Raw genomic sequence first — 20,737 nt, forward strand, 5'->3', positions numbered from 1 at the left:
GGCTTGCTGGTGTTTTTTTAAACTCTTTTCATCGCCACCAAGGAGGTAAGGCCATGAAAAAGTTTTCTCTGACTCAGGTTTTGATGGGCAGCGGTTATTTGGGTGTCAGCTGGTATCTGTTGCTGTGGCTGAATTTTCAGCTGGCGGCCTCACCCATGGTGCACTTTGTGGTGTTACCGACACTGATGCTGATCACCGCCCTCGGCGCAGGTTTGATGTGGCGCCGGGGCTGTGACTGTGCCGATTAAAAGGTTTGCACCAGGGCATCGAGCTGCTCGACTATGCCATGGAGCTTACGGTCGACCGTCAGCCCTGATTCCAGGTGCGCCAGACTCTCATCCAGCTTGTCTTTGATAACCCCAGTTATCCAGACTTCCTGCTCTTCCGAGAGTCCCATGGAGACAAAGCCGGTTTCAATTTCCAGCATCAACTGATTCATAATGGCGAGGTTTTTTTCCTTGTGGTCAACCTGGAAGTCTTTGATTTCCTGAAGTGCTACCCGGGACTTGTCAATGGTATCCATCATGAGGGAAAGCCGCTGCTGCGCCATGCTGGTATCGGCGGTGATCCGCTGATTGAGGTCGTGTGCCGCTTCCATCAGGATAAGCAGGTAATCTTTAAGCTCACCGGCACGCGAAGGTACTTCCGGCAGATTTTTCACCAACATCACCACGGATGAAAACTTTAAAATCAGTCTGTTACCTTTTTCCAGCATGCGGCATTCAAACTCCGAGGCCCTATCCATCAACACCTGTTCAAGGGGCTGCACAGCCCCCTGACTGGCGGCATAAAAGGGCCTGTCACCCACGCCCACAATACGACTGCACACCTGTACCCCAAAATTGGCACTGGCACGGCAGATTTCCTGTACCAGGGCCTGGGCATCCCTGTGCTTGGTGCAGGCCCGCAGAAAATTAACCACCACACTGATATCCGCAGCGCTGTTCATGGCGGCCATCACCATGGCCGTGGCCTGCTGTTTTTCGCTGGAGAGTTGCAGGCGCTGCGCAGCCTGCGACAAGGTAAGCCTGACCTTTCGCTGCAAAATCTCGGGATCAAAAGGTTTGGTAATATAGTCCTGGCCGCCCGCAGCAAAGCCTTTGAGGATTTCATCGGTTTCTGTGTTGGCCGAGACAAAGATTACCGGCAATTCGGGCCAGTCCAGCTTAAGACGGCTACAGGCCTCATAACCGTCCATGGGCTCCATCACCACATCCATCAACACCAGATCAGGGTTGGCTTCGCCAATCATCTCCAGCGCCTGGGCACCATTGGTGGCCACCCTGAGACGATAATCCTGCTTGAGAATTTCCATCAATATACGAATTTCGTTGGGAGAGTCATCCACCAACAAGAGTTCCGGTTTATCACGCATCAGGCTTCCCTCCCCAACAGTCTGGCCAAAACCGACTTGGCTGCACGCACATCAAATGCATCGAATAATTTGATAAACAGATTGAAGTCACTCTGGTATCTATCAGGCACCCGCAGCTGCCTCAGTTCGAGAAACATGGCGTCTGCCGCAGCAAAATCACTGTCAATCAGCACCTCCAACCGTTTCAGCCTTACCAACATTTCGCTGAGACTCATGGCGACCGGCTCAGGTACCTGCTGGGCTTCGTGTATGGCCTCAAGCTCTTGCGACAACTGCTGCCATGCCTCCAGACACTCGCCGCAAAGCGCTGGAGAAAGCATCAGAGCACCACTCTTAATTACGCTTTCGATGGCAGCGGCGGCGCTGCTCAGGCGCCCGGCACTGATGTTGGCAGCACTTCCCTTGAGGGTATGGGTCAGGATCCTCAGCTCGTCCCATTGGCCCGCCTCAGACAGGCTAACTAAACGTTCGGGAAACGTTTGAAAATCTTCGGCAAACTTTGCCAATACGGCATTCAGCAGTTGCTGATTTCCGCCAAGACGCCTCAGGGCCGAGGCATAATCCAGAGCTTGCAGCGGGCTTACTGGCAGGGGCATTGTCTGTCTCCACTGGCTGTCCATAAAATGGTGACGCATTGAAGTGAATGAATTGATTGCATAAAAGCGCTACCGCAGTCTCAAAGTATAGTCAGCTATGCAGATAGCAGCGGATTTTCATCCCCGGGACGCTGCGCCGGCACGCCACGGCGTAAAAAACTGGATTGTGTTATTAGGGCTTGTTAATGTTGATTTTTTAATCCCTTCAACAAGGAAAAGGACGTCTCAATGCAAACCACTTTCAAGCGGCGCCTGCCGACCCTGGCCACCGCCATGGTGCTGGCCCTGTGCAGTCTCACCCCCATTCAGGCACTGGCCGACCTCCAAAAGGTCACCGAGGTAGAAGGTATCAGCGAATATCGCCTCGACAATGGTCTCAAGGTGTTGCTGTTTCCTGACCCCACCAAGGAAACCGTGACCGTTAACGTGACTTATAAAGTCGGCTCCAAGCACGAAAACTACGGCGAGACAGGTATGGCCCACCTGCTGGAGCACCTGGTGTTCAAGGGAACCCCCAAGCACAAGGACATTCCGGCAGAGCTGAGTTCCCACGGTGCCCGCCCCAACGGCACCACCTGGACAGATCGCACCAATTACTTTGAGACCTTCGCCGCCACCGAAGAAAACATCGATTGGGCCTTGTCGATGGAATCGGACCGCATGGTCAATTCCTTTATCGCCAAGAAAGATCTCGACAGCGAAATGACAGTGGTGCGCAACGAGTTTGAGCGCGGCGAAAACAGTCCTTTTCGCATCACGCTGCAGCGCATGATGGCATCTGCGTTTGAATGGCATAACTATGGCAAGTCCACCATAGGTGCACGCTCTGATTTGGAGAATGTCTCCATCGAGCGTCTACAGGACTTTTACCGCAAGTATTATCAGCCCGATAACGCCACCCTGATTGTGGCGGGCAAATTTGCGCCAGAAGACATGCTGAAAAAGATTGAAGCCACCTTCGGCACAATTCCCAAGCCCAACCGCACCATAGAGCCTCTGTACACTGTGGAGCCTGCGCAGGACGGCGAGCGTCAGGTTACCGTGCGCCGGGTTGGCGACGTGCAACTGCTCGGCACCATCTACCATGTGCCGCCGGGCGCCCACGAGGACTATGCCGCTATCGATGTGCTCAATGAAGTGCTGTCAGCCACCCCCAACGGCCGCCTGCACAAATCGCTGGTCGAAGCCAAGCTGGCCTCCTCGGTATTTGGGATGAACTTCCAGTGGCAAGATCCTGGTGTGGCCATTTTCATGGCCGAAATGGACAAGACCGCCGACATGGATGCCACTCAAAAAGCCCTGCTGGATACCCTGGAATCCATTCGCAATAACCCCATTACCGACAAAGAAGTGGAAACCGCCAAGCGTACCCTGCTGAAAAACCTGACCCTGGCGTTCAACTCTTCCGAGCGTGTAGCGCTTGAGTTGTCTGAGTGGCTGGGCATGGGCGACTGGCGTTTGCTGTTTTTAAACCGTGACCGCCTGGAGAGCGTCAGCGCCGCCGATGTGCAGCGGGTTGCCGAGTACTATCTAACCCAGAACAACCGCACCCTGGGGCGCTTTATTCCGGCCGAGAAGCCGGCACGGGTAGAAATTCCTCTGGTGGCCGACGTCGATGCCCTGGTCAAAGACTACAAGGGCCGCGAGCAGGTGGCACAGGGTGAGGCCTTTGACCCGTCACAGGCCAACATCGACAGCCGCACCGAAACCCTCAACCTGAGTTCAGGCACCAAGGTGTCTTTGCTGCAGAAAAAGACCCGCGGCGAATCCGTGGTGGTGAGGATAAGCGGCCAGTTTGGCGACCTTCGCAGCCTGTCTGGCAAGAATGCCGTTGGCGATGCTGTAGGTGAGATGCTGCTGCGTGGCTCAAGTAAATACAGCCGCGAGCAAATCAAAGAAGAGCTGGATAAGCTGCAGGCGAGCCTGCGTATCGGTGGCAGCAATGGTAACCTGTTTGCCTCGGTAGAAACCACCAGGGCCAACCTGTTGCCGGTGCTCGATATCGTCACAGACGTGCTGCGAAGCCCAAGCTTCCCTGAAAAAGAGTTTGAGTTGTACAAGACTGAAACCAAGGTGGCCATTGAGCAAAACCTGCAAGACCCACAGTCGCTGGCCTTTAATGCCTACAGCCGCCATCAGTCGCCCTATGGCAAGGACGACCCGCGTTATGTGGGCACCTTTGAAGAGCAGTTGGCCGAGCTGGAAAAGCTCACCCTCAAGCAGGTGAAGCGTTATCACGGCGATTTCTACAATGCCAAGCAGATGCAGGTGTCCATTATCGGTGACTTCGATAAAGACGCTACAGTCAGCGCCCTGGACGCCCTCACCAAGGGCTGGAAGAGCAAGCAGACCTATCAGCGTATCGCCTCGCCATATGTGAAGCTCGATGCCTCGCCCATCACCTTCAACACACCGGACAAGGAAAACGCCACCTTTGTGGCCTCCCTCAGTCTGCCTGTGGGTGATATGGATGCCGATGCGCCTGCACTGACCCTGGGTAACTACATCCTCGGCGGCGGCTTCTTAAGCTCGCGTCTGGCCACCCGTCTGCGTCAGCAGGATGGCCTCAGCTACGGTGCCGGCTCTTTCCTGCGCTTAAGCAGTGAAGATCAGCGCGGCTCCCTGGGTGCCTACGCCATCTGCGCGCCACAAAACCTGGCCAAGGTTGAACTCGGCTTCCGGGAGGAGATAGCCAGGCTGCTGAAAGACGGCTTTACTGCGGACGAAGTGGAAGCTGCCAAGTCTGGCTTGCTGCAGGGCCGTAAGGTCAGCCGCTCGCAGGACAAAGAATTGGTGGGCACCCTGGTGAGCAACCTCAAGCTTGAGCGCACCATGGCCTTTGATGCCGATTTTGAAGCCAAACTGGCTGCACTGACGGCAGACGACCTGAACAAGGCCTTCCGCAAATACATCAAGGTGGATGATTTCGCCCTGATTAAAGCAGGCGATCAAAGTAAGGTTGAGTAAGCTCTTCAATTGACAAAACCGGACGCTTACGCGTCCGGTTTTTTTATGGATGTCGCTCTCTCCAGGCTCAGGCGCTGACCATGTGCTTTGCGCAGTAAACTCGCCGAATCCACGCATTTTACTTGCCCGGTCTCACCTTCAGCCGTACCTTAAGACTTCTTCATTGGCTCTGCACCTGGGGGATGTGCGCAATGATTAAACAGGTGGGCAACACACAAATACGGGACAAACATCTTGCCAGCTGCCACTGCGGCGCCGTGGTGTTGGAGCTTTATTTACCCGATGGGATTGTCAATCCACGTCGCTGTAACTGCTCCATGTGCCGTCGCCGTGGCGCCATAGCCGCCAGCGTGCCGCTGGCGGGGCTGAAAATTCTCAAAGGGCAGGACGCGCTGCGCCAATACCAATTCAACACCTGCACGGCCAAGCACTTCTTCTGCGGCCACTGTGGCATTTACACCCATCACCAACGCCGCTCCAATCCTGCCGAGTTTGGATACAACATCGGTTGCCTGGAAGGCGTGGATCCCTTCCTTTTGGGCGACGTCCCCGTCTGTGATGGGGTCAATCATCCCTCGGATCGCAAGGCTTAACAGACCGACTAATCCCGGCTAATCAGGGACGGCTCGGCTAAAACAGCTCCACCCCTGATGAGCCTGCCACAGAAGGTTCAGGCTCATTGCGGCTTTGGCTGCGGCGCACGAACGTTTTGCTATCTGGGTGCTGTGACAGTTGAAACACGGCCATCTTGTCATACAGATGGTTCGCCAGCCGGGTCAGATCATCGGCCGAGACCGTGTGCATCTGCGAGCCTGTCAGTGCATCCCGGTTCAGGTCCTGCAATCCCTCAATGGACTGGCGCACATGCTTGGCCGCCCGGGTCTGGTCTTCGATGGCCAGAGAAATCTCGGCCACTGCGCCATTGGTCTCCTGCACGGCCTCTGCGATGCCGGACAGAGACACTTCCACCCCATCGATTTGGTTCTGGGTCACCGAGAGTTCACCGTGAGATTCGTGGATATGCTGGGACAGCATGCTCACCGCCCGCAAGATTTCATCGGTAATGGCACGCACCTCGTGGGTTGACTCGGCGGTTCGGCCAGCCAGAGAACGAACTTCATCGGCCACTACAGCAAACCCTCTGCCAGCCTCTCCGGCCCTGGCCGCCTCTATAGCGGCATTCAGTGCCAGCAAGTTGGTTTGCTGTGAAATAGAGTTGATCACCTCGAGTATGCCGCCAATTCTGTCACTGCTTTGTTTGAGTTGTTCCACCTCGGCAAAGGCCTTTTCCAGACGTTCGGCCAAGTCATGAAAACTCGTCAGGGCAACCTGGGTAGTGCTCATGCCTTGCTTGGCCCTGTCATCGCTGGCATTAGAGGCCGCCACAATGCGCTCTGTCATGGCCTGCACATGCAAACAGGCCTGCCACATGGACTCCATGTCGGCTTCAATGGCACCGCTGACTTGATTCTGCAGGCTGACCTTTTGGGTCATATTTGAGTAAGACTCTGATAATTCAGATGAGATTGGAATGAGACGCCCCACAGACTCGGACACCAGCAAGAGTTGCTGATCCATAAAAGTCCGCATGCCATTGCTGGCCTCAATACATTCACGCAGAGAGGAATGGTTGGCAGCATCCAGCCTGGATTGGAGGTCGACGCTACCGTTGTGAATGTCCATGGACTGTGCCAAAAACCGGGCGCTGTCGGCGAACTGGCGTCGGATAGCCCAGGCAACCAGAGCACCGAAGGCCGCCATCGACAGCAATCCTGCCAGCCACCAGCCGAGCATCCAGGCTCCCGCAAACAGGGCACCAGTGAGCCCGTAGCCCATCAGAATAATCAGCCACACAGTCTTGGTTGTCATATTGGTTCCCGGTCTCCCTTTTTGGCACTTGAGTATGGCTGTTGATTGAATTTATTGCCAAAAATATTCATCCAACCAAGATGCAAAACGAGAGCTTACGTCCTGTGCTAGTGTTGTTGGAGACCCATGGGAGAATAAAATGGCAAGCCGGTTACTGCGATGGGCAGAGTTTGTGTGCATGTTTGTGCTCCTGCCACTTACCGCCTTTCACTATCGACACCTACTGAGCAACTGGTTGTTACCTCTGCTGTGCCTGCTGGCATTGCTGTGCCTGTTTTTGATCCTGAACGATAGCCACTTTAAGCGTTTTCGCCTGACCAACTATGCCAATCTGAAACGCCTGCTGTGGTACTCGCCGGTGCTGTTTGCTGTTGGCGTATTGATATCAATCCTGGCTCTGTCTGCTTATGCCCCGGAGCAAGTCTTTGTACTGCCCACCCGCGATTTTTACACCTGGTGTTTGCTGCTTGCCCTGTATCCGCTGTTTTCGGTGATCCCACAGGAGCTGATATTTCGCACTTATTTATTCCACCGATTCAAAGGGATAATGCCAAGCAAGACATTACGAATTTGGGTCAGTGCAGCTGTATTTGCCCTGGCCCATATCATCTATGCCAATTGGATTGCCGTGGTACTGGCGTTTGTTGGAGGGCTGATGTTTGCATACACCTATGCCAGCTCCCGCTCAACTGCCGCCTGCGTGCTGGAACATAGCCTCTGGGGGCTGTGGCTTTTTACCCTGGGCGCAGGCCAGTATCTCAGCCTCGTCCCTCAGTGAGCGGCGCTGAACTCGGTGGTGTCTTGGTTAAGGTGCTTCACCAAATCATGCAATGCCATGGGACGTCCCAGATAAAACCCCTGAGCCTGCTGGCATCCCATATCCTGCAATATTTTCAGCTGCGCGGCATTTTCGACCCCTTCAGCCACGATATGGATATCGAAACTTTGGGCCATGGCGACAATGGCACTGACGATGGTGCATGAGCGCTCGTCCAGCTCCACCCCGGAGACAAAACTGCGATCGATTTTAATTTCATCCACGGTCAGGTCTTTGAGCATTGCGAGGGAGGTATAACCGGTACCGAAATCATCGATGGAAAAAGTGATACCGCTGGCCTGAAGGTTGGAAATAATCTCCACACTTTTTTGCATGTCGGTGAGCGTGGCAGTTTCGGTGATTTCAATCCGCACATAGGGTGCCAGTGCTTTTTTGCTTTTGATAAATTGGGTCAGTGCATACATTTCTTCGGCGTTATTGAATTCGTCCGCCGACACATTCACTGCCACATGCGCCAGACTGCCATCCAGCAGACCTGCACTGCCAAGCTCAGCTGCTGCCTTGTCGACCACCAGCTTGGAGATGGCCGCTGTCATACCATTTTCCTCGGCCAGTGGAATAAACACGTCGGGGGAAATATAGCCCTTCACCGGGTGATGCCAACGCACCAGCACTTCAACGCCGCATGCAGTGAGCGTGCTCAATTCATACTTGGGTTGATACACCAGCGACAGGACCTCGTCACTGATGGCCTGACGTAAATCCATGACCAACTGACGTCGCTGCGAGGCTTTTTCGCTGAGTGCCTTATCATGGTATTGAATGGCGTTTTTCTTCTTTTTTGCAATATTCAGCGCTTCGGTGGCCGATACCATCATTTCTTTGGCATTGGTGCCATCGGCAGGGAACAGGGCAACACCTATACAACAAGTGGCATCTATCCCATGTTGCCTGGCACGGTGAGCGAACAAACGTTGAAATCCCCGAATATGGGCTTCCATATCCACCGAAGTATCCAGGCGGCCAAAACTGGCAAACTGGTCTGCATGTAGGCGTGACACCACAGAGCCAGGCAGGGCAGCATCATTGATGTCGTTGGCCAAATCCCGCAAGAAGGCATCTGCACGCTCATAGCCAAGCGTGTCGTTGATTTGCTTGAAATCATCGATATCCAGATAGCCCAGGATCAGGCGCTCATTTGGCTTGAGTTTACGGATGGTATTATTCAGGGAACGGATAAACACGCTGAGGCTGCTCAACCCGGTCAAGGTGTCCATGTCGTTGGCTTTTTCCAGCGCCCTGTTGCTCCTGAGCACCAACATCAGCAGCAGGGTTGCCGTAATGATGACGAAGGCCAATCCCTTGTATGTTTGTGCTATGGCGCGAAGCTGAGGGCTGTCGAGCAGTAATTCAACGGCAATATCTGAAAACAGGATCCAGAATCCGGCAAAAACCGCATAAATGATGGCGACCCGGAAGGCCGAAATGACAGCTCTGTCCATAATTGGCTGAACCTGTAACTGATTCGTTTGCTCAAATTATCACAGCCATCAACAAAAATCGCACAATAAAAATGGTTATACTGGCAAATCTCTAATTTTCATGTGGTTAACAGAGAACAATTCAACAATCAGGTGTTGGCTCAACCACTCCACGTCAATCCCTTCCCTTTAACATGCCAGGGCGATCGCCGAATCGACCCAGAGTTAATCCACCAGCTCTATGCCCAGCGACTCCAGCAAACTCAAGGCATCGAACCGCGAAAAGATTGCGCCCTTGAGGGTGTTTTCAAGCACATTGATGTTAAAACCTTCAGAGCCGCTGAAGTCGGCACGGCTTAAATTGGTTTGCACAAACAGGCTGCCGGAGAAGTCACATTGGGTGAGGCTGGCGCCGCTGAAGTTGCCGTGGCGAAAATCCACCTCCTGCACCCGGCATTCGGCCATGACCAGTTGCTCCATCGTCAGGCCATAAAAAGAGGCGTCGTTCAGGATGCATTGCTGGAATGCCAGCTCAAAGTCACGATGAAAGTCGGGCCAATCGGCACGGGTCCAGTCCACCCCGATCAGCTTGCTTTCTATAAAGGTCACGCCGAACAAGCGGCTTGCGGCAAATACCGCCAGACTGAGGTTACAACGCTCAAAGCGGCATTGAGTAAAGCAGCAGTTTTGGAAAGAGGCAGCCGAGAAGTCGCAATCTGAAAACACGCAGTCTTCAAACTCCATGTCCCGATAACAGGCATTGGCCATGTCCAGTTGCTCAAAGCGGATATCGTAGTAGTGCTCGCCATCGCTGAAATCAGGCATATTCAGTCCAGTGTCTTGTTCGATGATGCATCTTTATCAAAACAGACCTGCTCCGTCATCTTTTGAATTGTGCCCAATCACGCATAAACTACACCGCCGATATTTCGCTGGCAGCGTTAATCGGCTCTGACTGGCGTTTAGTCTAAGAAACGGTTGAATTTGATGACATCTCCTTGAATCAGAGATACCAGTATGAAAACATGGCTGTTTTAAGTGAACTCTCATACGGCATGGACCGCCATGACTCAGCGTCAACCTCGACAGTTGCTTCATCAACGTCCTGCCCGGTTAAGCATCCACTCAGCCACTGCGTTATAACACCGCCACTCCGGCAGCCAAGCGGCAACGAGCGCGCGTTACAGGGATTGTTATGAATAAGACCCAAATAACCTTGGCCATCGCCGCCATCCTGGGCATTGTTGGCGCGTTAACCTTACTTTCGCCGTCCCCAACCACATTGGAGCCGGGTAAGACAAAGGCCTTAGAAAGCGGTCGGGATGCCCCGGGAGATACCGCTGACACTATCGCAGAGGCAAACCGGCAAACACAGCTGCTGACCTTCGAAGATAGCCCTTTGGAGACCAGTCTGAGTGCCGTCGAGTGTCTGCGGGCTGCAGGCCTGGGCGCTAATGCCGACTATAAACAACAACAGCAGCGCACTCTGATGGCATGGCAGCTTTACCAGCAGGGCGAACCACTCTTGGATATAGCCGATGCATTGGCGGTGGACGACTTTGACAAAGGCCGGGATTTCTATCGATTCGTCAAACTGCGTGAGGCGGTGTTAACTGCTGAGTCTTTTCTGTCTCAAAGTGAGCCGGGCCGCGAAGTATTGAAAACCGCGAATAGCGTCTTTCAACTTCCAGCAACCAGCGACCTGGCGGACAATCTGTCAGCTATGGAGAGTGGGATAGGACGCCTGTGGAAAACACAATTTCCAGACCTTTGGAACAGGGCGCCGGACAAAGGAGATATTGATGTCTATATTTCCCAAATTCGCGGTGCTTCTGTGCCATCCGAGATACTCGAAAACCGCTATTTGAGCCCGATACCGCGCTTTTATTTGGCGTCGCTGAAGGTCGGTGACCTGACATCTGCCACTACCTTGCTGGATACCTTTCCATCCCTGCTGCAATCCGATGCGGCGTACGAAAACCAGCTGATGTACAACACTCTGATTGGTTTGCATTTGGAAATTACCGAGACCCTTGTTCGCACAGAGGCCTTTACCAGGTTTTGGGAAAAGTTACCCCAAGCGCAGCCGGTGGTGCTGAGCAGCGCCAGTAAAATGCGACGGGGTGGACGGGCAATTCGCACGGTAAAAATCCTGGAAGAACAAGGATTCTCTGTTCACGTAGCGTACACAGATAGCTATGACGTTACCGCCAGACAAGACCTGTTGCAGCAGCTTGGGAATATCGGCAGTACTCTGGACGAAGACACCAGGGCACGTTTAAAGCAATGCGAACAGCAGCAAGCATGGTTTGATGCCCGCCGATTCAACCCGGAGAAACTGGCCCAATATCGCGACTCGCCTTTTATGGACAAAGTGAAAAACTCGCCTGAAATACGCTACTGCGCCGAGAAAATCTGGTCTTCTGATACCAGTCTGCCCTCGCAAATGAACGAGCTAATTGCGCCCCTGCGGGACGCCATGCAACAAACACCAGACTGGCAGCAATACCCCGTTGGCACACTGCTGGCTCAGGCGTCCTCAGAGGAAGACAGGTCATACATGGTGCTGCTCAGCAACACCTTTTTAGCACTCAACTTCAATATGCCCGGCCTGGAAGTCGCTCAGTGGTTAAAACAACAAGGTGCTCAGCCAGACCGCAAAACACTGCTGGCGATGCTGGGGCAGCTGGATTCAACCGCTTGGCTGTTCTGGGCCAATGATATGGCGTGGACAGACAAGGAAATCAAAGCCATTGCACTGGCAGCGGCTCAAATTGGTGAGCCGCGTGTCTATGAAAGTATCAGCGGCAGCCATCCAAATCTCGAATGGCAGGATGATGAACTCGATCCGCTCTACTTTGCCATCAAGTCTTTTTCTTCGGGTTCCTTCACCATGTTTGGTGTTGAAATCGACAGAGAAAGGGTGATGAATGCCCTCGAACAAAACCCCGGCGGACTCAAGGAACATCACCTGAGAGCCCTGTTTGAGTTGCAGCACAGAAAACCGACTGCTTATGAAGAATTGATTAACCTGTACCCCAGATTTACCTTAAGCACAGCGCCGGAATATTTCGCCGTCTCCTGCGATTCCGGGAAACGAGCGGAAGGCTAATACGGAACCACAAGTTAACCAAGGGTAAGCTTAATCAGTACAGGGCTGAAGCACCTCCTCAACTTTGAACAAGCCAGAGAGGGATAAAATGCAAGCGGGCTTAAGTACCGCCAAGGTGATTAACGAATATTTCGACATTGGCAGTGGCTTCGTGTGGCATGGCAACAAACAGACATTTTGTTCACAAAACAAGCAAAATACGACAGCCTATTTTTTTGATTATATGTAACATTGTATAAAACTTGCTATTGGAGTGACTCTGTTGATCTTCAGTGCTATGCCCTATTCGCTTTTTAACTCTGCTCTCGACATGGATGGTCAAAAACCCATGCTGCGCTTTATTCGGCTCATCCTTGCAGGGCTGACGGCACTGCTTCTAACGCTACCGGCTCTGGCGCAAGAGCGATACGGCATGACCCAGATCCAAGCAGAAAGGTTTGAGCTGGACAATATCCATTCTGAAAACAAGGACAGTTTAACCAGTCAAATAGATCTGCGCATAAAAGAGGCAAGCAATGATCCGGTACGGCACGCTGCCTTATTGATATTTAAAGCTGAAAACCTGCGGTCTTATGGGATAGATGCTATCGAAGAGAATTTATCTAAAGCGCTCAATTTAATTAATTTCGCACAACATCCTGAGCTCTATATCTATGCCATGACTATACGAAGTTATGGCATGTACACCTATCAAAATATGCCAGAGAAAGCGACTACTTTACTGGAAAGTCTGAAGCTTGAACCGGCACTAAAAAATGACCCTTATGTACACATAGTCTTTTTAAGGCATTTGCTGGAAATTTATTATAAACGCCAGCTCTTCGAGAAAATACCTCAACCCTTATTCCAGTTATCACAAGTGGTAAAAAAAGGAAGCGTAGCATCAAAACATCAAGACTACCTGTATTATTTAAGCGAAGAGCTCGCATATCACAGCAACCTAATTGGCGACACAAATCAAGCCATTGAGCTTTACAATCAATTAATTAGTCACTATCTGCAGACCAACGAACCAGATCACGTAGCAATTATTTACTGCAACATTGCCAATATGTATTTTCTGCCGTTCCAAGAAAAAGTTCGTTATGCCCAGGCTTCGCTTTCAGCCCACAATAATATCGCCTGTTCAGACGTCATGGAAAAAATTGTTTGGTTGGCAGAAATTCAGCAAGGCAACTTTTCCAATGTAAATCGATTAATGCAATTTAATCCCGTACAGCAAATACCGCACCTGAATGAGAGCTCTGCATATTATGCCGGGCTAGCATATCTATTGCTGGGGAATGTGTCAGCGGCGCAAGAAATGGCTGACAGAATTACAGAAGAAGATAACTGGGAGCGTCAGGATCTACTGCAACAAATTTATCAGAAGCAAGGTCATTATCAGGCCGCACTTGAAGCCTCTCAGCGTTATCATCAATTAAGAGCCGCAAAAGACGCTGAGGCGCGGTCGTTAATGCTAAGCAGCTTTCAAACCCGCCTGGCACTGGCTCAGGAAGAAACACAGGCCGCAGCGCAAGAAAAACAAGCAGCACGTATTGCCGCGGCAGAACAAAAAGCAAAAGCAAGGCTTCATATTACACTGATAGTGATTAGTGCAGGCGTAATGATCACCCTGATATTGTCGCTGTACCTACTTCGCAGCCGCCAGCACAGGATAAAACTGCAACAACTCTCGGATACGGATCCTTTAACGGGACTGCTTAACCGGCGTGCCTTTCTACATCAGGCCCGTCAGATGCAACGACTTGCCGAACGTCAGCAGTTCCCGTTATCCGTTGCCCTGTTGGATCTGGATTTCTTTAAAGCCATCAATGATAAACATGGGCATCACGTTGGCGACGCCGTCTTGCGGGCATTTGCTCAGGCGGCGAAAAAGACACTGAGGCAAACGGACATTATCGGCCGCTTTGGTGGTGAGGAGTTTATTCTGCTGGCGACGGAGAAAGACCCCATTGTATTTGCAGGCCTGCTACAGCGTGTGCAGCGCTCATTTATTCAGGCGTGTCAGGAGGAGCCGGCCATTGGTTTTAATGTTACCTTCTCAGCCGGTATAGCTGCTCTCGAGGGTACCGGTGCAACCGACATCCCGGACATTGAAGAGGCGATTCGTCAGGCTGATGAACTGCTTTACCGGGCAAAAGCCAACGGTCGCCAACAGGTTTGTGCAGACAGCTTCTGTCAGCGGTTCATGGACTCAGCCAGCGGGCTTATCGCACCGGACCATCCCGCAACCAATATCGCAGAGTAAACGCATCAATATTGAATGCCGCTAACCTCCTACAGGTACAAGCACGCCTTACATATCGCAATTCTTCAGCGGCTTACGCAGCTGTGCCCGGACGTTATCCATGCCGGAGTAAAACTCTTTCATCATTAAGAGGCCCATCAGGTTGCCATTGTCGGTAACCAGGAGTTCCTCGGGGTTGGCGGGGTCGTTTTTCAGGGCGCCAATCAGCTTCATGGCGGCCATTTCCTTAAACAACGCGGTATCGAGATTCACCCCAAAGGTGTCGCGGAAATACTGGCGCGACAGCCTGCCTGAGAAGAGCCCCAACAAAAAGCGGTACTGCATGATGGCCTTGGTGTCGTAGCGTTTTTGCTGCTCAACGCTCATCTTGCCCGCCTCGATGCGCTCCTGATATTTGCGCAGCGAGAAGGTGTTCACATACAGGGTGTCACCGAGGAAGCTGAACGAGCCCGAGCCTACGCCTAGGTATTCATCATAATCAATCACGTACTCGTCAAAGCCTTCGTCATTGGCCTTGCCGAATGCCCAGCTCGACAGCTGGTTGTACTGGCCACGCAAACTGGTGAGGATTTGGCTGTACTGACGAGCCAGATCTGCCTGTGGCGCCGCCAACTTGCCCTTCACGCTCTTGCGGGTCTGGTGGGTGATCATCAGCGGATAGGTGGTGATCTGCCGGGGGTCGAGGCGACGGGCCATGTCGAGATCCCGCTGGATCACTTCTTCCGTCTGGCCACGGAAACCAAAAATCAAATCCACGTTGATGATGGGGAACAGCTCCTTGGCCGCCTGAATACGGTCAAAGGTTTGCAGCCCCGAGCCAAACTTCTCGAAGCGGTCGGTCATCTTGAGAATGCCGTCATCGAAGCTCTGCACCCCAATGGACATGCGGTCCACCAGCCCCTTGAGCTGACGGAACTCGGGGCTTGCCAGGTGGCGTGGGTCAGACTCGCAGGAGACTTCCTTAATGGACGGGAACAGCAGCCGCGCATGCTCAATGGTGCGGGCCAGCTCGTCTTCCAGCACAGTGGTGGTGCCGCCGCCTATGTACATGGATTCGAAGTCATAGCCGAGCTCCTTGGCCATGGTCATCTCTTTGCGCAGTGAAATGAAATAGGCGCGCGCCTTATCCTCTTTAAAGGTAAAGCGGTGGAAGGTACAGTAAGAGCAGAGGGTATGGCAAAAGGGCACGTGGGCATACAGCATGTACTTTTTGCCGGGCACTGGTGCGGGCATGGTATCGACCGACAGGGTATCGAGCCGCAGGTTGCGATCAACATAGAAGTTCATCACCCGCTCAGCGGTGCCCAGCAGCCATGCCGGCAGAGTAATATCGACTTGCGCCTGATGGGCGGCGGGAATGGCTAAGGTTGAACTGCTGGTCATAGGGCTTCCTGTCAAAGATTATCTGAAATGGATCTTTTTGAAAAACAAAGAAAACATTTCGAGTTTGCTATCCATAGCCTACCCATTTAGACATAGGTAAAATGTGAACTTCCACCAATTTGGCCGTTCCAGCAAGTTTAGATTACCGTTTTTGTTAAGCAGCGCATATTTTAGCCATTGCGAATACACAGTTCGTTTATCACACGATTACAAGCCGGATACATAACCTTGGCCCGCGAGTCAGCCGCGCACACTGAGGCACAGGGACGACACCGATCATCAATTCTATGCCGCGCCCTGCCCGGACTTTTGCCCGCCCCGGTCGCATTTGCTATAGTGCCGCCAAACAAGTCATTGAAGATAAAAGCCATGCCCAGCCATCAACGCCTGCTTCTGGACAACCAGCTCTGTTTTGCCCTCTACTCCACCTCGCTGGCAATGACCTCTCTCTATAAACCGCTGCTGGAGCCACTGGGCCTGACGTACACCCAGTATCTCATTATGCTGATCCTCTGGGAGCAGGATGGAATGGGCCTCAAGGACATAGCAGAGCGTCTCGGGCAACAATCGGGTGCTCTGACCCCCGTCATCAAGCGCCTGGAGAGCCAAGGTCTGGTACACCGACGCCGCAGCGATGAGGATGAGCGCTCTCTGGTGATTTCCCTGACCGAAGCAGGCAAGGCCATGGAGCAACAGGCCCTTGAGGTCAACCAATGCATCATTAGCCACTGCGGAATGGAAATCCCCGAACTGCAAGCGCTCAAACAGCTGCTGGACGACCTGCGCTACAAACTCGGCAGCTAACCCTGCGATTTCCTAGCCCCTTACCAAGCTGCGACCGCTTCACAATGCTCAACTCCCATCTGTCGCCCCATACGTGATCCAGCTCACATTTCAGGCGTTCTTGCACGTTGCGCCGTCATTTATACTTGCGCACATTTAGTTATCGCGATAACTTTATCATCAAGACGCCGTAATGGCTTTTTATTTCACAGCATGGTTACCGCGATAACTATTATTGAAATAACAAAGCTAAACGAACGCAACCAGACACCTATTTAACGAGGAATACTTATGAACGCACTGTACAATACCAGCGCCACTTCTATCGGTGGACGTGAAGGAAAATCCGCATCCGACGATGGTCGCCTGAGTGTCAGCCTCAGCACACCCAAGGCCCTGGGTGGCAATGACGGTCCGGGCACCAATCCAGAGCAGCTGTTTGCCGCCGGTTATTCCGCCTGCTTTATCGGCGCACTCAAATTTGTCGCCGGCCAGGACAAACTGCGACTGCCAAACGAACCCGAGGTTACGGCTAAGGTCGGCATAGGTGCCAACCCCAAGGGCGTGGGCTTCGCCATCTCGGTGGAGCTGGGCGTCAAGCTTGCAGGTCTGGAGCAGACCCAGGCCCAAGCCCTGATTGAAAAGGCGCACCAGGTATGCCCCTACTCCAACGCCACCCGCGGTAACGTGGATGTGACCCTGACTCTTATCTGATCAAAATAAGGGACGGGTGCAACACTTCTCAGCCCGTCCCCTTATCACACACGGCGCCAGAAAAGAGCCCAGCGGCAATGAAACACCGCCCTTATAGTTCCAAAGCAAAGCCATGGGAAAGTACGATGTGCAGCCTCTCCCACCATTTTGCTCAAGAGTTCCTCTACCCACAATGCCGTGAAACATAATCTTGTTGCGTCATTTTAACCTCGGCACATTGCGGGCAATAATCTTCACTCCTAACTCTATCTCCCATATAAACCCTCCTGTTACGAGACACGACTTTTATGCCATCAATTAGCCCTTGCTCACCCATAACTTGGATTGCCAAATCTGGCTTACATAGCGATAAAATATGAATCAACATATCTACTTTTGATTTTTCAGCTCTGCTTCCAAATGTCACAGATTTGATATGAATGGGCAAAAACTTGTCATCCACATCAAGTAGACATCGGCTTTCCGCCTCATACTTCCAAGGCTTCTCTTTATAAATGAGAATTTCTTCCGCATTTTTTCTGGTGATATGCTTCTCAGTTATCAATGGCTTTTTGACGTATGAGACCTTATGTATTTGCTGATCATCAATTAACTGAAACTCTATAACACATCCCCTTGCCCCATCTGCATAATGAGACCACATCAGAGGGTGATCTTTCTCTCGACTAAAACAGACTATACGGAACGTTTTAATTAAATCATCCCACTCTTGTTCTTTATCCTTTGGGATCGTTCCGTCAATCTTAACCACACCTTCCATTGGGTCATTTAATTCGTAATGAAGAGCAGCATACAATCTTTCCCTGAGAATCAAATCCAGTAGAAACTCAAAATTATTTAGTGACTTATACTTGTAGAAGGTTTGTTGATTATTAGTCATACGATAATCCATCTAAAGGCTATTAGTTTTGCCGACACGGGCGAACTGCATAGCACAAGCCCAACCGTAGGCGACATACGCGGCCTTGTTATAGAGTAGTGAGCTGAAGATCTTGCCAAACGTCTTCGTACTCGTGAGCAACCAAAAATCTATAACCTGGTGGCAATGATAAATACTGCTCAATTTCAGGCAGATACTCCAATATGTGGCCAACATGCAGAGGCTTGAAAAAGTCTGCATCGTCAGACATTTCTTCGCCACACCAAATGTACCAACCACAGGTCCCATTTTCTGGATTGCGCCGCAATCCATTAATTGGAAGCTTCCCGATAGTTTCGATCGCAATCCCCAGCTTTTCCCTTTCTTTGGGAGGAAAAGGAATAGCATTGAACCTTTTATGTATTTCAATTTTGCTTGGCACAGCATCACCTATGACTTGCTATATTTGCTTCGTGCACATGCACACAAATGTCACAACATACTGTTTTTAAATTCGATTTTTAAAACTTATCAAAATCCATCTTGGGTGAAAAGCGCACTCGTTCAGGATTTTAAGTAAAAGCCAATCACAACCTCACTCAAAACATGGCAAGCCTTCGTAAAGCACCACTCCTCCCCCGAAGCGGCCGAAGGGGATTGGTTCAAATGCCTTGGGCGAGGCAAGGACGCCGAGCCAGCGCCAGTCGAATCAAGGATGAGCGTCTGGCGCGCCAGGCAATTTGAAGCAAATCACCGAGGGGCTTTCCGCTTCGTAGGGAGTCGCAGGGGGATTGGATAAGGGGGCCAGTCGAAACGGCCCCCTTTCCCCGGGTGTGGGCGGGACGCCCACGACCTTTTGCCAAGCGCAGCTTGGCTCAGTCAACTCAAAGCAGCCCCGTTGCTGCAAGCAACAAAAAGCCCCGCAATTGCGGGGCTTTTCAGTATTAAAGGTTAAGGAATTAGTCCTTATACTTCAGAGAACCATTAGCCTTGATCTCATCAAACCACAAATTGTGGTGCTGGGTGGCCCAGTTCTCATCACAGTAACCCGACACCATACACTCCATGCCGCCTTCAGACATCACAGTCGCCATAAAGATGTGCACTATGGAGAAGGCACAAATAATGATGGCGCTGATGCCGTGCAGGATCAGAGCGGTGAGGCTTAAGGTACGACTTGGCTCAAACAGGTTGGGGAACAACAGCAACATGCCGGAGGCCGAGATCACCAGTCCGAACAGGGCAAAGGTCCAGAACCACATTTTTTCACCGGCGTTGGCAAAGCCCGCGTCGGGGTGCTGGTTCTTGAAGGGGCCAAAGTTGATATAGCCACCCACCACCATAAACCACTTGATGTCGTACATTTTCGGCAGCTGATTTTTGGCCCACATCAGGGTCATCAGCGCCCAGCCAATCATAAAGGGAATGGCCATGACATCGTGCACCTGCTTGGCGGCATACACCAGACCGGCCCACACGCCCTCACCCAACCAGGGTTGGAAGAAGAATCGCCCTGCCAGCAGTACCAAACCCGTGAGGATAAGCAGCAGGCAGGGGATGGCCCCCAACCAGTGAATGCTCACGTCCAGCTTGGACCAGCGGTACACCATCTTGCCCGAAAAACCGTGGTGCAATTTGGAGATACCATTGACAATGATGAACAGGGCAAACACTACTATCATGCCAAACAACGCCGCCATCAGGCCCGGCGCCAGCCAGGTGCCGCGAGCCTCCAGCAGTCTGGGGTCGTAGGTATTGATGGGCTGACCATGAAACTCACTGGTCGAGGTGGTGTAACCCACGGCGCCCTCTTTCAGCTCGGCCCACATCTGGGCATCTCCCAACTGGGCATTGGCATCGGCAGCATGGCCGAGCCCCATACCCAGCATAAGAAGCACAGCCACGGCCAGGATTTTGAACCAATTGTTCATTGTTAACCTCCGTTGGGGGCGAACAGACCGCCCCCCTGGCTGTAATTACTTCCAGGCACCGTTGTCGGCACCACGATAGGCCACGCGCTCACGGAAGATGCTGGAAACCACTTCCGCATCACCGGCGAGCAGCGCCTTGGTGGCACACAACTCGGCACACATGGGCAGTTTGCCTTCGGCGAGACGGTTGCTGCCGTACTTCTGACGCTCGGCGTCGGAGAAGTTCTCTTCCGGGCCACCGGCACAGAAGGTGCACTTATCCATTTTGCCGCGGCTGCCGAAGGCACCCTTTTTAGGGAACTGGGGCGCGCCAAACGGACAGGCGTACAGGCAGTAGCCACAGCCGATACAGGTGTCCTTGTCGTGCAGCACTATGCCATCGTCGGTTTTGTAGAAGCAGTTGGCCGGACACACCGCCATACAGGGGGCGTCGGAGCAGTGCATGCACGCGACCGAAATGGAGCTTTCGCCGGGCTCACCATCACGGATGGTAACGACGCGGCGGCGCTGGATACCCCACTCGAGGGCGGAATCGTTTTCGTTTTTACAGGCGGTGACGCAGCCGTTGCACTCGATGCAGCGCTTGGTGTCACACAAAAATTTCATTGTAGCCATAATGACTTATCTCCTCGATTACC

At 52.3% G+C, this 20,737-nt stretch carries 18 protein-coding genes; 8 read left to right on the plus strand and 10 right to left on the minus strand.

From position 1 onward, the window contains the following. Nucleotides 1-53: 53 nt before the first annotated feature. Entirely contained in the window at nucleotides 54-248 is a 195-nt protein-coding gene (locus K0H63_RS19605) for a hypothetical protein (RefSeq protein ID WP_220066142.1), read from the plus strand. Here the strand turns inward: K0H63_RS19605 and K0H63_RS19610 are convergent. After that, complete coding sequence (locus K0H63_RS19610; RefSeq protein WP_220066143.1) at nucleotides 245-1,375, minus strand: response regulator; 1,131 nt, start codon at nucleotides 1,373-1,375, stop codon at nucleotides 245-247. The two genes, K0H63_RS19605 and K0H63_RS19610, sit on opposite strands and share 4 nt — an antisense overlap. Beyond that, the gene (locus K0H63_RS19615) at nucleotides 1,375-1,971 is read right to left on the minus strand and encodes an Hpt domain-containing protein (RefSeq protein WP_220066144.1); all 597 of its coding nucleotides are present in this window, start codon (nucleotides 1,969-1,971) and stop codon (nucleotides 1,375-1,377) included. Before K0H63_RS19615 ends, K0H63_RS19610 begins: the two co-directional genes overlap by 1 nt. 228 nt (nucleotides 1,972-2,199) lie before the next feature. Here K0H63_RS19615 and K0H63_RS19620 point away from each other — a divergent pair, with 228 nt between their 5' ends. Together K0H63_RS19620 and K0H63_RS19625 are read left to right on the plus strand one after the other, a co-directional pair. Continuing rightward, nucleotides 2,200-4,938 (plus strand): M16 family metallopeptidase, encoded by a 2,739-nt coding sequence (locus K0H63_RS19620; RefSeq protein WP_220066145.1) that lies wholly within the window; start codon nucleotides 2,200-2,202, stop codon nucleotides 4,936-4,938. A gap of 191 nt (nucleotides 4,939-5,129) precedes the next feature. Beyond that, nucleotides 5,130-5,531, plus strand: a complete 402-nt coding sequence (locus K0H63_RS19625; protein WP_220066146.1) for a GFA family protein — start codon at nucleotides 5,130-5,132, stop codon at nucleotides 5,529-5,531. Nucleotides 5,532-5,568: 37 nt separating this feature from the next. On the opposite strand, the gene K0H63_RS19630 is transcribed toward K0H63_RS19625, so the two are convergent. Continuing rightward, complete coding sequence (locus tag K0H63_RS19630) at nucleotides 5,569-6,807, minus strand: methyl-accepting chemotaxis protein (protein WP_220066147.1); 1,239 nt, start codon at nucleotides 6,805-6,807, stop codon at nucleotides 5,569-5,571. A 139-nt stretch (nucleotides 6,808-6,946) separates the two neighbouring features. On the opposite strand from K0H63_RS19630, the gene K0H63_RS19635 reads away from it, so the two are divergent. Then, nucleotides 6,947-7,585, plus strand: coding sequence for a CPBP family intramembrane glutamic endopeptidase (locus K0H63_RS19635; RefSeq protein WP_220066148.1), 639 nt, complete (start codon nucleotides 6,947-6,949; stop codon nucleotides 7,583-7,585). Here K0H63_RS19635 and K0H63_RS19640 read toward each other — a convergent pair. Both K0H63_RS19640 and K0H63_RS19645 read right to left on the minus strand, forming a co-directional pair. Then, entirely contained in the window at nucleotides 7,579-9,087 is a 1,509-nt protein-coding gene (locus K0H63_RS19640) for a putative bifunctional diguanylate cyclase/phosphodiesterase (protein ID WP_220066149.1), read from the minus strand. The genes K0H63_RS19635 and K0H63_RS19640 overlap by 7 nt on opposite strands. A gap of 204 nt (nucleotides 9,088-9,291) precedes the next feature. After that, nucleotides 9,292-9,891 carry a pentapeptide repeat-containing protein gene (locus K0H63_RS19645; RefSeq protein WP_220066150.1) on the minus strand — a complete coding sequence of 200 codons (600 nt, stop codon included), beginning with the start codon at nucleotides 9,889-9,891 and terminating at the stop codon, nucleotides 9,292-9,294. Nucleotides 9,892-10,261: 370 nt separating this feature from the next. Here K0H63_RS19645 and K0H63_RS19650 point away from each other — a divergent pair, with 370 nt between their 5' ends. Further along, on the plus strand, nucleotides 10,262-12,178 hold the full coding sequence (locus K0H63_RS19650) for a hypothetical protein (RefSeq protein ID WP_220066151.1): 1,917 nt from the start codon (nucleotides 10,262-10,264) through the stop codon (nucleotides 12,176-12,178). Between the two features lie 262 nt (nucleotides 12,179-12,440). Next, nucleotides 12,441-14,429, plus strand: a complete 1,989-nt coding sequence (locus K0H63_RS19655) for a GGDEF domain-containing protein (protein WP_220066152.1) — start codon at nucleotides 12,441-12,443, stop codon at nucleotides 14,427-14,429. Between the two features lie 48 nt (nucleotides 14,430-14,477). Here the strand turns inward: K0H63_RS19655 and K0H63_RS19660 are convergent, their stop codons facing one another. Continuing rightward, nucleotides 14,478-15,812 (minus strand): coproporphyrinogen III oxidase family protein, encoded by a 1,335-nt coding sequence (locus K0H63_RS19660; RefSeq protein ID WP_220066153.1) that lies wholly within the window; start codon nucleotides 15,810-15,812, stop codon nucleotides 14,478-14,480. A gap of 369 nt (nucleotides 15,813-16,181) precedes the next feature. Between K0H63_RS19660 and K0H63_RS19665 the strand changes: the two genes are divergently transcribed. Beyond that, nucleotides 16,182-16,616, plus strand: coding sequence for a MarR family winged helix-turn-helix transcriptional regulator (locus tag K0H63_RS19665; protein WP_258405618.1), 435 nt, complete (start codon nucleotides 16,182-16,184; stop codon nucleotides 16,614-16,616). Between the two features lie 270 nt (nucleotides 16,617-16,886). After that, complete coding sequence (locus K0H63_RS19670) at nucleotides 16,887-17,309, plus strand: organic hydroperoxide resistance protein (RefSeq protein ID WP_220066154.1); 423 nt, start codon at nucleotides 16,887-16,889, stop codon at nucleotides 17,307-17,309. A gap of 163 nt (nucleotides 17,310-17,472) precedes the next feature. Here the strand turns inward: K0H63_RS19670 and K0H63_RS19675 are convergent, their stop codons facing one another. The 4 genes from K0H63_RS19675 to fdh3B all read right to left on the minus strand — a co-directional run bounded on the left by K0H63_RS19675 (nucleotide 17,473) and on the right by fdh3B (nucleotide 20,714). After that, complete coding sequence (locus K0H63_RS19675; protein WP_220066155.1) at nucleotides 17,473-18,189, minus strand: DUF2971 domain-containing protein; 717 nt, start codon at nucleotides 18,187-18,189, stop codon at nucleotides 17,473-17,475. 88 nt (nucleotides 18,190-18,277) lie between these two features. Next, nucleotides 18,278-18,610 carry an immunity protein Imm33 domain-containing protein gene (locus tag K0H63_RS19680; protein ID WP_220066156.1) on the minus strand — a complete coding sequence of 111 codons (333 nt, stop codon included), beginning with the start codon at nucleotides 18,608-18,610 and terminating at the stop codon, nucleotides 18,278-18,280. Between the two features lie 517 nt (nucleotides 18,611-19,127). Continuing rightward, nucleotides 19,128-20,099, minus strand: coding sequence for a formate dehydrogenase subunit gamma (locus tag K0H63_RS19685; protein WP_220066157.1), 972 nt, complete (start codon nucleotides 20,097-20,099; stop codon nucleotides 19,128-19,130). Between the two features lie 45 nt (nucleotides 20,100-20,144). Further along, nucleotides 20,145-20,714 (minus strand): formate dehydrogenase FDH3 subunit beta, encoded by a 570-nt coding sequence (gene fdh3B, locus K0H63_RS19690; RefSeq protein WP_220066158.1) that lies wholly within the window; start codon nucleotides 20,712-20,714, stop codon nucleotides 20,145-20,147. Nucleotides 20,715-20,737 lie beyond the last annotated feature (23 nt).

Origin of the sequence: Shewanella zhangzhouensis (assembly GCF_019457615.1) — a bacterium.
Lineage (GTDB): Bacteria > Pseudomonadota > Gammaproteobacteria > Enterobacterales > Shewanellaceae > Shewanella > Shewanella zhangzhouensis.